We start from the raw sequence: 14,169 nt of genomic DNA on the forward strand, positions 1-14,169 counted from the left end.
CATCCATGTCCGCACTCCCATCCGCTCCAGACCCCAGTCTCCGCCAGTTGCTCCGCCAGCTCTGGGCCCACCTGAGCCGCCGCCGCCGGGTGCAACTGGGCGTGTTGCTCCTGGTGATGCTGGCCAGTAGTGCGGCCGAGGTGCTGAGCCTGGCGGCAGTGCTGCCATTCCTGGCGGTGCTTGCCAATCCCACCGGGCTGTGGAACCAGCCGCTGGTGCAGCTGTGGGCGCCGCGGCTGGGGATCGCCAGCGCCGAAGCGCTGCTGCTGCCGATCACGGTGGCGTTTGCAGCGGTGGCCCTGGCGGCAGGCGCGATCCGGCTGCTGAACCTGTGGCTGAACGGCCGGCTGGCGGCGGCGATCGGCTCCGATCTGAGCTGCGAGGCCTACCGGCGCACGCTCTATCAGCCCTATGCCGTGCACCTGGCGCGCAACAGCAGTGAGCTGATCGCTGCGATCAGCACAGATGTACTGAGAACTATCTCTCAGGTTCTCAACCCGATGCTGCTGCTGCTGAGCTCGGGGCTGATTGCTATCAGCCTGGTGGCGGCGCTGTTAGCGATCGACTGGCTGATTGCGGTGGCGGCCGGATTGGTGGTGTTGCTGGTGTACCTAGCGGCGATGCTTGCCAGCCGCCAGCCTCTGCAACAGCTGGGCCAGCGCTATGTGAGCCTGAACCGCCAGCTGATTCAGGTGTTGCAGGAGGGGCTTGGTGGAATCCGCGATGTGCTGCTCAATGGCTCGCAGACTTTTTACGCCAACACCTATCGCCAGGCTGATCAGCCTTTTCGGCGGGTGATGGCCGATTCCAGCTTTCTGAGCACCTATCCGCGGTTGGTGCTTGAGCCTGTGGGCATGGCTTTGATCGCGGTGATCGCGTTCTGGCTGGTGAGTCAGCAAGGGGTGGATAAAGCCTTGCCGCTGATGGGTGCCCTGGCCCTGGGTGCCCAGCGGCTGCTGCCGGTGGTGCAAAAGGTGTACGAAGGCTGGGCGCAAACCCGCAACGCCAAAGCAAGCCTGGCGAATGTGCTGTTGCTGATCTCTCAGCCGCTGCCCGCTGAGGCTGTCCAGGAACGAGCAGAGCCAATCGCTCTGCAGCAGGGCCTGCGGTTTGAAGGGGTGCACTTCGCTTATGGCCCTGATCTACCGCAGGTGCTGAGAGGCATTGATTTGCAGATTCGTCGCGGAGAGCGCATCGGCATCATCGGCAGCACCGGTAGTGGCAAGAGCACCACGCTCGACCTCCTCATGGGTTTGTTGCAGCCCACAGCGGGCCGGATCGTGGTGGATGGGCACGATGATCTGCACGATCCGCAGCAGCCTGAGCTGCTGATGGCCTGGCGCTCCACGATTGCCCATGTGCCCCAGAGCATCTACTTGGCTGATAGCTCGATTGCTGAAAATATCGCTTTTGGCTTGCCGCCGGAACAGATCGATCTAGCCCGGGTTCGTGAGGCTGCTCAGCAGGCCCAGATCGCTAGCTTTATCGAGAGCAGTGCCCAGGGCTATGACAGCTTTGTGGGCGAGCGTGGTATCCGGCTCAGTGGTGGGCAACGCCAGCGGATCGGCATCGCCCGGGCGCTCTATAAACGTGCTCAGGTGCTGGTCCTTGATGAGGCCACAGCCGCACTTGATAATGCCACCGAACAGGCAGTAATGGAGGCAGTAGAAGTTCTTAGCCGAGATCTAACGATCGTGATGATTGCTCACCGGCTGAGCACAGTGGAGCGTTGCGATCGGGTGATCAAGTTGGATCAAGGCACGATCGAGTGCCAGGGTTCACCGCTATATGTGCTCGCGAGGTGCTGAAACCATGATTCACCCTGATGCCTTTGTGCACGACAAAGCCTTGGTGGATCAAGGCGTATCTATCGGAGCTGGCACGCGGGTGTGGGGCTTTACTCATCTGCTCAGCGGCGCTCAGATCGGTGCCGATTGCAACATCTGCGAGCAGGTGTTGCAATCGAGGGCGATGTGGTGGTGGGTGACCGGGTCACGGTGAAATGCGGCGTGCAGCTCTGGAACGGGCTGCGCGTGGAGGATGACGTGTTCATTGGCCCGAATGTGACCTTCACGAACGATCTATTCCCGCGCAGCCAGCACTATCCACGGGCTTTTCTGCAAACACACGTCAAGGCTGGTGCCTCGATCGGTGGAGGGGCTGTGATTCTGCCTGGTCTCACCATTGGCGAAAATGCGATGGTGGGGGCTGGCAGTGTGGTCACCAAGTCGGTGCCGGTTGGTGCCGTGGTTGTGGGCAACCCTGCTAGGGCGATACGTCTGCTGGGGGAGGTCAGCGATGAGCCAGGAGAATGAGCAGAAAAAGGTTTTTCTCCCGAGCCGTTGCATTGTTTGCATCTAGGGCACTAGCCAGGTCTAGGGCAATTAAATACGCCGCACTCTCTGATAATCGATTAATCGGAACGCCAGTGCGGGTGCAGCCTATTCTTGCCCTTGGGTCTGGGTTAATCCGAGTGGGCAGGAATGTGAAGGTTGGCTGTTATCCTTCGCCTCACTTCTTCTCGTCTTACGCTCATCTTGAGGCAAGAACAAATTCTTCCCTTATCAGTATTGGCGAAAATACCAGTATTAACAATGGATTTGTTGCCATTGCAGAGAAGACAAGCATTGTCATAGGAAATAGCTGCCTGGTTGGGACAAGATGCGAGATCTATGATAGTGACTTTCACGCACTCGCCAAATCAGATCGAGAGACTGGTCAGCCCCATCGATGCAGCCCTGTTGTGATTGAAGATCACGTGTTTATCGGGAGCAATGTTCGCATTCTCAAAGGTGTCACGATCGGCTGTGGCGTAGTTATCGGAAACCAGTCTGTTGTTACTAGAGACATCCCCCCCCCCCATTGCGTGGCCTCTGGCGCTCCAGCAGTCGTGATAAAGCAACTTAATTAGCGTTATTGTTCCACCACCCTATTAAAAAATGAACCAAGACCTATCAAGTATTGGTCAAGATTGCATCATTTCGCCAACAGTAGTGATCGAAGATGGAGCATCTATCGGCACAAGGGCAATCTTGGATGCAGAAGGCATCAAAATTTGCTCAGGTGCTCGTCTTGATGCCGGATGCATTATTGGAGAGAATGTAACGGTTGGCTATTGTGCACGGGTTCGGGCTGGATCGGTTGTTTTGCACTCTGTACCAGCCAATGCAATTGTAGAAGGTAACCCTGCTCAAGTTATTGGTTATCAGCCAGCTTCAACTAGAGGCACAGCGCCAATACCACGTCTAATTGATATTCTTAGCTTTGACCGTCTTGGTAAGACACCATGCATTTTCCCTTTGGACATCGGTGAGAGCGCCCTCTATTTGATGCGTCAAGTTACTGATTCACGTGGCTCTTTAACTGTGGGAGAAGTTCCAAGTGAAATACCCTTCGAGCCAAAGAGGTATTTTGTGGTGTACGACGTTCCTTCCTCTGAACTTAGGGGAGAACACGCGCACAAGGAGTGCGAGCAATTCCTAATATGCGTAAATGGATCGGTGCGGGTTCTCCTTGATGATGGAATCAACCGATGCGAGGCCATCCTCGACCGCCCTGAAATGGGTATTTACATGCCAGCAATGATATGGGGAACCCAATATCAATATACAAAAGATGCAGTCTTATTGGTTTTTGCGTCGATGCCTTACAGCTCGAGTGACTACATAAGGCGTTATGAAGAGTTTGTTGCTTTAAAGAAGTTGCCTCCCCAATGATATTTAAAGTCCCGTTCCTCGATCTCCGCGCGGCTTACCTTGAACTCAAGCCCGAGATCGATGCAGCTATCGCCCGTGTGCTCGACAGTGGCTGGTACATCCTCGGCTCTGAAGTAGAGGCCTTCGAAGCTGAGTGGGCTCAGTACTGTGGCGCTTCTCATGCCGTCGGGGTGGGCAATGGACTTGATGCCCTCACACTTGCTTTGCGTGCTCTTGAAATTGGCCCTGGCGATGAGGTGATTGTTCCCTCCAACACCTACATCGCCACCTGGCTGGCGGTGTCTGCTGTGGGGGCTACGCCTGTGCCGGTAGAGCCAGATCTTGCTACCTACAACATTGATCCGGCCCTGATCCCAGCGGCGATCACGCCACGTACCAAGGCTCTCTTACCCGTACACCTCTACGGTCAGCCAGCAAACCTCGATCCGATCCTGGCCATTGCTCGCCAGCACAATCTGTCCGTTGTTGAAGACGCGGCCCAAGCCCATGGCGCCCTTTACAAGGGGCAGCGCATCGGTGCTCACGGCGATATCGTGTGCTGGAGCTTCTACCCCGGCAAGAACCTCGGCGCCCTCGGCGACGCCGGCGCCATCACCACCAACCGCGCCGATCTCGCCGACCGCATCCGCATCCTCCGCAACTACGGCTCGCGGTTGAAGTATGTGAATGAGGTGAAGGGCTTCAACAGTCGGCTTGACCCGATCCAAGCGGCGGTGTTGCGGGTGAAGCTACTGGTGCTGGACGAGTGGAATGCGCGGCGCCGTGTAATTGCGCAGCGGTATCTGGAGGGGCTGGCTGGCAGTGCGCTGGTCTTGCCGAAGGTGGCGGAATGGGCGGAGCCGGTGTGGCATTTGTTTGTGGTGCGGCATCCGGAGCGGGATGCTCTGGTGAAGCGGCTGAATGAGGCGGGGGTGGGGTCGTTGATCCATTACCCCGTGCCACCGCATTTGCAGGAAGCGTATGCGGAGATGGAGCTTGGGATGGGGGCTTTTCCGGTCGCGGAGCGGATGGCGGGGGAAGTGGTGAGTTTGCCGATGGGGGCGCAGTTATCCGCTACCTCAATCGATCCGATTTGTAGAGTTTGTAATGAGTGAGATTCAGACTGAATTGTCGGCAGCGAAAGATCGACCGCTGGTGACATTCTTGCTTTTGGCATACAATCAAGAGAAATATATTGAAGAGGCCGTCAACGGCGTATTGTCTCAGACTTACTTCCCGCTCGAGATAATTGTTTCGGACGACTACTCCGCTGATCGCACGTACGAGCTCGCACAGAACGTTATAAAAAGATATTCTGGCTCTCATACGGTCTCCCATCGTAGAAGCGAGGAAAATCTAGGAATTGGAAGACATCTGAACGAACTTTTTTCGCTAGCCAACGGCGAGTTAATCGTTCTTGGCGCAGGTGATGATGTATCGTTACCAGAACGGGTTGATGAGCTTGTCGCGTGCTGGATCGCCTCAGGAAGAAGATACGACTCCCTCTGGTCATCAGTATTCTTGATTGATGAGACCGGGTGCGAAGTAGGGCTGCAGCTTAGTGGCGTATCGAATGACTCGATAGAAGATCAAACTCTGAGATTTGTCCCAAACGTTCTAGGTTGTGCGCACGCAATAACAAAAAGACTATACGACAGATTCGGCCGGTTAAATGACGACGTTGTCTATGAGGATCGTGCTCTGGCGTTTCGATCTTTGATCTCAGGCGGCCATGGCTGCGTCGATAAGCCGCTGCTCAAATATCGAGTACATAGCGATAGCATTTCACATCAGTTCCGTTCTCAATCAAGACGATCTAGATCAACCGAGCGACTAGAAAAACATCGCTTGCATCTCAGTCGGCTTGAAGCTGTGCTCAATCAATACTGCCTTGATCTGGTGGCGTCTAGAACCATTCCTGGTCTTTCTTGCCCTGTTGATCAGATAAACACCTCGATAGCAAAGAAAAAGAAGCAAATTTATGTAGAGTCTCTATTGAGTTCTGCCAAAATTAGCGAGCGCTTGAAAGGCTTTCGGCTTGCCATTGTAGAGCCGTCGAAAAACCTGCGTGATCTATTAAAATGTATTCTTATGTTGGTCAATCCGGTCATCCCCTTCTCTATTAGGAGGTGAGATGCCGATTGAAAGCCTTAGATTGTGTTAGCAGCTCATGCAAAGAATTCTTCTTTTTACCCCAGTTATAGGAAGAGCGGGTGTAGCGAAAGTATTTCACCAGCACGCCAAGGACTTTCAAGACTTTGCTTATGTCGAAGAAGCTGTCTTCAGTCGTGCCGGATATGCGAGTAAGGTTTACCAGAACGGAGTCGAGTTGAATGTAATCGATGACAGAATTAAAACACTTTCTAGAATCTCGTGGCTCAGATTTCTCCAACGCTTGAGAGCTCTTAAAGAGCTAGTTGCGTCCAAAAGATTCTCTGCTGTGATTGCACACGTTGACGGAGCAAATATAATGGCTTGCTTGCTTCCCAGTCAGATAAAGAAATACCTGGTTGTACACGGCACTAGTCTAAATAAAAACACTTTATCACCAACCGCACGCGTCAAGGAGTATTTGATCAAAAAGCTCTATCCAAAGGCTAATCTTGTCGTCTGCGTCAGTGAAGCGCTTCAATTAGAGACCGAACAACTTTATGGGATCAAAAATGGAATAACAATCCGCAATTACTTTGACGAGCTAGAGCCAAACAGTACAGAGAGCGATTCTTTTATGCGAAAGATATTCAATTCCATATCCGATGAGCAGTTCATTTTGGTCTCGCACGGGAGGTATTCTCAAGGAAAGAACCTTGAGGTTCTCTTAAGTGTAGTTCGTAATTTAAAAAGCGAAAACCTTGCAGTGACTCTCTTGTTAGTTGGAGATGGGCCGGAATATAAAAAAATCGCTAAACGAGCGGGTGAGCTTGATCTTGTAGTCCTTGACTTTATCTCCCCTAAAGAGTGTCAGCCTCACATAAGTGCCCCAGATGTTGTTCTCACAGGATTCACAAAGAATCCCATACTATTCCTTAGAGCATCTCATCTCTTTGTTATGCCTTCAAAATGGGAAGGGTATCCTTTGTCTCTCTGTGAAGCGCTTTTATGTGGGCTTCCAGTCTTGGCTTCAGATTGCCCTACTGGTCCTAGAGAAATTCTTACTCGCTTGGATGAAGACGATGGTCTTCCCTGTGGGCTCATGCCTATCCCGGAAGGCGAATGTGGCGCATCACTCTGGTCAACGCGTATCAAGCAGATCATGACCGATAAAAGACTCTTTAACGAGTTAAGAAGACGATCTGAACTCTTAGGCGAGTTAATTAAGGAGGACAAAACAATTGCAATGCAGAAATGGCGGCACATTATATCTAGTCAATAATTCCGTTTTGACTGTAAATCAGAAATTGACAAGATCTTGCTATGAAACCCCGATTACCTGGAGTCATGATAATGTGTTCTGATGCTCACAGTAAAAAACTTGTGTTAAGGTTTTGTCCACTGTTACAGCCTTAGATTTCCCTCCGATATCAACAAATCTATCGACTCTCGCAAATGCAAAAAATTATTCAAGCAAATCACCCCTCCGCTCATTTGGAGTGTATTGTACAGTCTCAAATACCGCAAAACGCCTCCACACTTTATCGATCTAAATTATAGCAATCAATTTAGCGAGGTTAAGAGATTATTCGCTGATGTGGAGTTTGGATGTATTTTCGACGTTGGCGCAAACATTGGGCAGTCAATTGATGATTTGAAGACTCTATCTAGACAGGCAATTATACACTCCTTTGAGCCATCGCCGAGTGCGTACAGAAGGTTAAGCATGAAGTATTCAAAAAGAAAAGATATTATTCTTAATAACGTTGCGCTGTCTAATCAGGCCGCGAGGCTATTGTTCAACGAGGATGATATTTCGACAATGAACAGGCTGTCAAGCTCCGGCACTATCGAAGTTGAATGCACAACATTAGACTCCTATTGCGACAAGCATAAAATCAAAAAACTCTCTTATTTGAAAGTGGATACAGAAGGGAACGAATTAAAGGTATTAGAAGGCGGATGCAGAATAATCGCTAGTACTGATTTTATTGAGCTAGAGGCGTCTATGAATCCATATAACAATTACCACCAATCATATTCAGCTCTATCTTCATTTCTCTTTGACCGAGACTTTTTCCTTTTTGGAATTTTTGGCCAGACGCATGAATGGGGGGGTGGCGGATCGCCAATCATACGGCGTGTAAACCCAGTTTTTGTTCATCAACGTGTATTTGGACGAATCCCGACTGGTGCAATAATCAAATAGTTTCTGAGGGATCAAGCCATGCCGAGATTGTCTCGAAGATATTATAATACTGCGGAATACTTCTTTCTCTTATGCAAGGGCCCGCTGCAACATTTCTGTGCTTTGGCAGCACGCAAAATCAACACCAACATCGAGAATAAAATTTGAGAAAAATAAGAATTCTGCATTGTTTGTTTAGAGTCGGCTCCGGCGGTGTCGAGCAAAGACGATTACTAATCGCACGTAAACTTGACCCTGATCGATATGAGCAGAAGCTGATCTGTACCGATGCATGGGGCGGATTGCCCGAGCGTTTTGTCGATGCAGGCTGTGAGGTAATACACATTGGCCAAATCAGACATATCGCTGATGTTCGCGTTTACAGAAATGCTTTGAGGTGTATCAAGCAGTGGCAGCCCGATATTATTCATGGCGCTGTTTACGAGGGCGTTGCCATTGCAGCTGTGGCTGGTCGCTTGTCGCGAGTACCGGTCGTGATCGGAGAAGAAACGAGCGATCCTCAAAATCGTCGCTGGTCGGGTCACTTGCTATTCCGACTGCTTTCTGGCCTTACCCATCACATGGTTGCGGTATCTCCGGCGGTCCAGGAGTATTTGCGCGACACGCTGCGCCTCCCATCCGACAAGGTGTCCTTAATCAATAACGGTGTTGATGAGCATTCTCCCTCAGATGCGCAAGAGGACCAGCGGATGCTAGAGCGGTTTAATTTTCGATCGCAAGATTTCGTGATTGGTACGGTTGGTAGGTTGGTTGATGAGCACAAGCGAGTTAGCGATTTAATACGAACACTTGCACTTCTGCATGCAGCGGGGATGCGCAGTACTCGGCTTCTTTTAGTCGGAGATGGCCCTGATCGTAAAATGTTGGAAAATTTCGCTGTATCTCTTGGGGTTCGCGAATCGGTTCATTTCGCCGGATACATAGCAAATCCACAGCCGCTTTACGCGGTCATGGATGTCTTCGCGCTGGCCTCGGCCGCCGAAGCATTCGGGCTCGTGCTGGTAGAAGCGATGTTTGCGGGCCTGCCAGTGATTGCAACCCGCGTCGGTGGTATTCCCGGCGTGGTTGAAGATGGCCGTACCGGCGTGCTTGTGCCGGCCTTTTCGCCAGAGCGTTTCGCTGAAGAACTCTTGAGATTGGCGATGGATGAAACGGTACGGCGTGAAATGGGTGCAAGAGGCCAACAACGTGCCCAGACTCTATTCAGTGCGGATCGATATGTGGCGGATGTCGATTGCTTGTACCAGAGGCTGAGCGCGCGGGTTGGGCTGCCATGAGAGTCTTGTTCGTCACCTGGGATGGGCCTCAGGTCTCTTACCTTGAAGGGCTGTTTCTGCCCATTTTCGTGCACCTTCAAACCTACGGTCTGCAGTTTCACGTGCTGCAGTTCACCTGGGCTGATCCGAAGGGTTTGTCGCGGGTGCGTAGCGCCTGCGAAAGGGCCGGCATCCCATACCGTTCCATTTCACTTTGGCGACGGCCGGTCGGCTTTGGCTCACTGATTGGCGTCCTGATAGGTGGGAGGCTCATCCAGAAGCTTCTGCGTTCATGGGCGATTGACGTGGTGATGCCGCGGAGCACCCTACCGGCGTTGGCCACCCTGTGCGCCCTCCGCACACAAACTTTTCCAGTCGTGTTTGATGCCGACGGTCTTCCACTTGATGAACGCGTGGATTTCGCTGGCGCATCACCAAGCGGACTCGTTTACCGCCTGCTCCGAGATGTCGAGGCCGAGATGGTTAGGATCTCGAATGTTGTGTTAGCCAGGTCGTCAAAGGCAGCAGAAATCCTGCTTGCGCGCGCTGGTGCCGGTACCGCTCCCGATAAGTTCAAGATAGTTCGAAACGGCCGCGATCCAGAGAATTTCGCGCCTGTTACAGCAGCCGAACGCAGTTTCACAAGGCGCGAACTGGGGTTTGATGACAGTACCCCAGTGTTGGTCTATGCAGGCTCCCTCGGCGATCAATACTGCATCAATGAGATGCTTGTCCTCTTCGCCGCGGTTAAGCGCCGCCGCGCCGACTCAAAGCTTTTGATTTTGAGCGGTTCGCCAGAGATTGCCTGTGCAGCATTGGCAAGTAAGAAGTCGCTTGCGGATGCTACTTCAATACTTAGCGTTTCGTCAGACGATGTGCCGCGATATTTGGCGTGCGCAGACTTAGGTCTGTCGCTTCGCAGGCGCAGTTTTTCGATGGAGGCAGTAGCGCCGATAAAGGTTGGCGAGTATTTGCTCTGTGGTCTACCTGTGATCGCTTCGAAGGGAATCGGTGATACGAACGTACTTAGTAGTGAGATCGCATTTCTCTTGGAGAAGATGGACGGTACGGCGCTAGAGCGCGCCGCGGAGTGGTTCTGCACAACCGTAATTCCGGTTCGAGCAACTTTCGTCGATCACTGTCGGTCGGTGGGCTTGAAGTATTTTTCGCTTGATGCCTGCAAAGCATCCTATCTTTCGGCATTCGACCGATTGCGCGATTAAGCAATACCCGGTCCGTTTTGATTAGGGAAGGTCTGGACAACATCCTGTCGAGAAATCGGCTTCAAGCCAGGGACATGAGTCTCAGTCTCTGCCTTGGGCAATTTGCCCGGTTATCCAGACCCTCCTTAGGGGCGCTCTTGAAAATCCAGGCCATCTATGCGAAATTAATATTGTGATCGTAAGCCTGAACAGGGTTTCTGGGTGGCAACCCGCTTGATTTGGCGAATACCAGCAGGCCAAAGCCAAGAAGTGCACTTCGAGAGAGCGATTTCCGGGCTAGATGGAGAAGGTGTTCTTCTGGGGACCGCTGATCGATCTGATCGAGCCCCATTATCCAAAGACCAGCTCCAAGGTTTATTGCCTATCATTTATTTACTGGTCATCATGATGCATTGGCATGACTGCCTGTTTCATCTGCCTTTCGAGTTTATTGAGCAGACCTTCGCAAATGTCTCCCACCTGGCTGCTCGACACATCTCAAGCCTGAGATTTACGCGATGATCAGCCGGGGCGTGTGAGCCGTCGCTGTCGTTGGTCGTGGTGGCAGCTCAACCCTCGACAAAAAGTGCACATTACTCTTTAAGATTTTTCTTGTTAAATGCTAGGAAGCGAATAATCTTTGCTCCTCAGTTGTCTGGGGGCTTCTATCTTGTAGTGAAAAGTTCCAGTTCTTCTTTTAGTTCCGACCTCTCCTCTTCTTTCGCCAATGTTTATAATTGGCTTTGCTGCACATCTGTCAGAGATCAACCTATATTGGCTGCTATTATGAATGAATATTTTGATGGGGAACATTTAAGTCCGGTTAAGCTGACTTCTGTTATTGAGCCATTAAGTCTTCGGCGCTCTTCTTCAGGAAGTCGTTTTCAAGTAATGTCTGCGATTTCCGTTATATTTGGCAAATTAGCTGACTTTTTTGTTATGTGTTTATTATTTCCTTTTAAGCGCTGATGTCTTATACACTGCATGCCCATGCTCACAGCTGCTGTGAGATCCGTGGAAAAAGGCACTCGTTGCTTTGTGACCCTTGGCTATTAGGTTCAGCTTATTGGAGGTCTTGGTGGAACTTTCCGCCGCAAGAATCGCTTGAATCACTCCTCAGTATATGGTCGCAGCTAGATACTCTTTATGTTTACATTACTCATCTGCATTGGGATCATTTTCATGGACCAACTTTAAAGCGCCTTATCAAGCAACTTGATAATATTCATTTTTTATTACCTCTAACGCCCGAACGACGCCTAAGCAATGACCTGCGTCAAATTATTAAGTCTATTCCGCTTACCGAGCTTTCTCATGCAAGATTTTATTATTTAGCCCCGTCTTTTAGGGTTTTATCGTTTCAATCTGGCCCTTTCTTTGCTGATTCGGCATTGTTTGTTGATGCTGGTGGTTCGAAGATACTTAATGCAAATGATTCGAAATTTGGTCGTATGGCTTTTCGCGATTTGCTTAGAAAAACAGGCTCTCCAATGTATGCGCTTAGAAGTCATTCTAGTGCCAACTATAGAGCATGTAAAAAAAATCTAGATGGATCACCCTATCTATATCCTGCAGACAAAAGTGGGGCTGTATATTCGTCAGAGTTCTTTGAATTTTGTTCACAGGCTGGAGCTAGTTACGCTGTGCCATTTGCTAGTAACATTTGTTATCTACATAGAGAGACCTTTGAACACAATTCTCTTCTGAATTCTTCTGATGTTGCTGTGGAATACTGTTCAAATACTTTTCAAAATAAATCTACCAGCCCTTTGCTTTTGCTCCCTGGCGAATCGATAAGTTTAATTTCGCATCAGATCTGCAAATCAGCTTGGAGGAGGAACCTTCTCTCTAGAGATAGGGTTCAAGTCCTAAGCGAATATGCTCAAAGCAAATCAAGCTGTCTCAATAAGCAATACATCATTGAAGACAAGGCAGTCCCCAACCTGAGGGCTATTAAGAGTTATTTAAGCAGTGTTATTAAGTATTGTCCATTTCCTATTCGATTATATCTTCGTCGCCATGTTTATATTCATATAAAGTCTGAAAGGGTATCTCTTTTTGTTTATCTGGATTTTCTGTCTAAATCTCTACGATTTCTAGACGTTTGTCCAACCTTCTCTGGTTCGGATGTTTGCTTTGTGATTCATCCATTTGTGATCAACGATGTTTGTCGTAGCAGCCACTTTAATTCTCTCGGGGTTTCTAAGAGGTTGTCGGTGCTTGCACGCCAGGGAAATAATCGAGATGCAGTTTTTAATTATCTATGTAATACTTATGAGGCAGAAGGCATTCTCGATCCTTCTGTTTTGATAAGTTTACGTTTTTGGGTCGTCTGGATGAGGAGGCTTCCTGAAGTATTTGACATGCTTTTTCTTGTGCTCCGCTCTGTGGCGCTCTCTGCTATCCGCCGTTTTAAGTAATAGTATATGAAGATTCTTATGCTTTCTCTTTATGATGAAGTCTCCGCTAGTACTAGAGTGAGGTTGCTTCAGTATGTCAATGGCCTAGCTCTAAGCAGTCATTCTTGCCGTGTTAATTCTTTGCTGCCATCAAATGGTGTCGTGCTCAGTCTGAGTAGGGCCTCAACGATTAGTTGTAGTTTAGCGAGAAGATGTAGAGTTCTGTTGTCTATAATTACTGCATATTTTAGACGTGTTTTAATCCTTTCTAGATCTTCTGATTTTGACCTGGCTATTGTAAATGGTGAATTGTTTCCGTTCTTTCCAGCGTGGATTGAAAAACTTTTTCTAAGTATTCCATATATCTATGATATTGATGACGCTTTTTACCTTAAGTATCGTGAGGGGCGTTACTCATTCCTGCGCCATGTTCTTGGGGATAAATTTGATCGAATGGCCGCTAGTGCCTCTGCTGTTACTGCTGGTAGCCCTGCCTTGGTTGTATTCGCAAGGCAGTTTAATCCAAAAGTAGCTTTTTTGCCTTCTTGCGTTGATACTGCCAGATATCAACCGTCTGTCTTCCCATCATTCAATATCCGCGGAGGTGGAATCACAATAGGCTGGGTAGGAAGCCCAACTACTGCGCCCTACCTCGAGTCATTAGTGCTGCCTCTTCAGCAATTAGCTCTTGAAATTCCTGTTAAATTTCTAGTTGTAGGTGGTCCCGCTCCATTCATATCTGGCGTAGAGGTGATTGAGCATCCATGGAGTTTGGAGCAGGAAGTGCCTCTGATTCACCAGTTTGATGTTGGCGTTATGCCTCTGCCCGATACGCCTTGGTCTCGCGGCAAATGCGCTTACAAGCTGATCCAGTGCATGGCCTGCGCCATTCCGGTGATTGCCTCCCCCGTAGGCGCAAACGTGGATGCTGTGCCGGCAAGTTGCGGTCTTCTGGCAGGCAGCCCCGCTGAATGGCTCGCAGGTTTCCGGCAACTGGCGGCAAATCCCGATCTTCGCAAGCGCCTAGGCGCCGCAGGCCGCCAGTGGGTGGAGCAGCGCTACTCCCTGCGCAGTGCACTCCCGGTCCTGGAGGGGGTGATACGCCGCGCTGCCGTTGAGCATCCCCGGCAGTAGTTGCCTCCGAATGCCGAGAGCTTCTACATGGGCTGCGGCTCCGGCCGCTGGGGCTAACGGCACTTCATTGATCCCTTCAACGCCCTGGCCGTAGCCCGCCAGACCCTGGCCAATCAGCCCAACGTGCAGTTCCACCAGGCCTCCGTGGCCGCCAGCGGCCTACAGCCGAGCTCTCAGGATTTC

The 14,169-nt window shown here is 50.4% G+C and carries 14 protein-coding genes and 1 pseudogene; all 15 read left to right on the top strand.

From position 1 onward, the window contains the following. Positions 1-5 precede the first annotated feature (5 nt). Positions 6-1,808, top strand: coding sequence for an ABC transporter ATP-binding protein (locus SynSYN20_RS00910; RefSeq protein WP_186524362.1), 1,803 nt, complete (start codon positions 6-8; stop codon positions 1,806-1,808). Between the two features lie 4 nt (positions 1,809-1,812). Next, positions 1,813-2,001, top strand: a complete 189-nt coding sequence (locus SynSYN20_RS14335) for a hypothetical protein (protein WP_222929740.1) — start codon at positions 1,813-1,815, stop codon at positions 1,999-2,001. Next, on the top strand, positions 1,980-2,315 hold the full coding sequence (locus SynSYN20_RS14595) for an acyltransferase (RefSeq protein ID WP_304623038.1): 336 nt from the start codon (positions 1,980-1,982) through the stop codon (positions 2,313-2,315). The genes SynSYN20_RS14335 and SynSYN20_RS14595 overlap by 22 nt, the downstream gene beginning before the upstream one ends. Beyond that, entirely contained in the window at positions 2,312-2,911 is a 600-nt protein-coding gene (locus SynSYN20_RS00920) for an acyltransferase (protein ID WP_186524363.1), read from the top strand. The genes SynSYN20_RS14595 and SynSYN20_RS00920 overlap by 4 nt, the downstream gene beginning before the upstream one ends. Positions 2,912-2,939: 28 nt before the next feature. Next, a complete protein-coding gene (locus SynSYN20_RS00925; protein ID WP_186524364.1) occupies positions 2,940-3,716 on the top strand; it encodes a WxcM-like domain-containing protein in 777 nt (258 codons plus the stop codon). Continuing rightward, positions 3,713-4,810 carry a DegT/DnrJ/EryC1/StrS aminotransferase family protein gene (locus SynSYN20_RS00930; protein ID WP_186524365.1) on the top strand — a complete coding sequence of 366 codons (1,098 nt, stop codon included), beginning with the start codon at positions 3,713-3,715 and terminating at the stop codon, positions 4,808-4,810. Before SynSYN20_RS00925 ends, SynSYN20_RS00930 begins: the two co-directional genes overlap by 4 nt. Beyond that, entirely contained in the window at positions 4,803-5,828 is a 1,026-nt protein-coding gene (locus SynSYN20_RS00935) for a glycosyltransferase (RefSeq protein ID WP_186524366.1), read from the top strand. Before SynSYN20_RS00930 ends, SynSYN20_RS00935 begins: the two co-directional genes overlap by 8 nt. A gap of 37 nt (positions 5,829-5,865) precedes the next feature. Further along, entirely contained in the window at positions 5,866-7,068 is a 1,203-nt protein-coding gene (locus tag SynSYN20_RS00940; protein ID WP_186524367.1) for a glycosyltransferase, read from the top strand. A gap of 315 nt (positions 7,069-7,383) precedes the next feature. Beyond that, a complete protein-coding gene (locus tag SynSYN20_RS00945; RefSeq protein ID WP_255476403.1) occupies positions 7,384-7,995 on the top strand; it encodes an FkbM family methyltransferase in 612 nt (203 codons plus the stop codon). Positions 7,996-8,165: 170 nt separating this feature from the next. Continuing rightward, complete coding sequence (locus SynSYN20_RS00950) at positions 8,166-9,272, top strand: glycosyltransferase (RefSeq protein ID WP_222929741.1); 1,107 nt, start codon at positions 8,166-8,168, stop codon at positions 9,270-9,272. Between the two features lie 5 nt (positions 9,273-9,277). Then, the gene (locus tag SynSYN20_RS00955; protein ID WP_222929742.1) at positions 9,278-10,474 is read left to right on the top strand and encodes a glycosyltransferase; all 1,197 of its coding nucleotides are present in this window, start codon (positions 9,278-9,280) and stop codon (positions 10,472-10,474) included. 540 nt (positions 10,475-11,014) lie between these two features. Then, the gene (locus tag SynSYN20_RS00960; protein WP_186524370.1) at positions 11,015-11,422 is read left to right on the top strand and encodes a hypothetical protein; all 408 of its coding nucleotides are present in this window, start codon (positions 11,015-11,017) and stop codon (positions 11,420-11,422) included. Next, complete coding sequence (locus tag SynSYN20_RS00965) at positions 11,422-12,873, top strand: MBL fold metallo-hydrolase (protein ID WP_186524371.1); 1,452 nt, start codon at positions 11,422-11,424, stop codon at positions 12,871-12,873. The genes SynSYN20_RS00960 and SynSYN20_RS00965 overlap by 1 nt, the downstream gene beginning before the upstream one ends. Before the next feature lie 642 nt (positions 12,874-13,515). Next, entirely contained in the window at positions 13,516-13,986 is a 471-nt protein-coding gene (locus SynSYN20_RS00970) for a glycosyltransferase (RefSeq protein ID WP_222929743.1), read from the top strand. Between the two features lie 123 nt (positions 13,987-14,109). Further along, positions 14,110-14,163, top strand: a pseudogene (locus SynSYN20_RS14630) (hypothetical protein); the annotation flags it as partial. Positions 14,164-14,169 lie beyond the last annotated feature (6 nt).

Source organism: Synechococcus sp. SYN20, assembly GCF_014279555.1.
In the GTDB taxonomy this organism is placed as follows: domain Bacteria; phylum Cyanobacteriota; class Cyanobacteriia; order PCC-6307; family Cyanobiaceae; genus Synechococcus_C.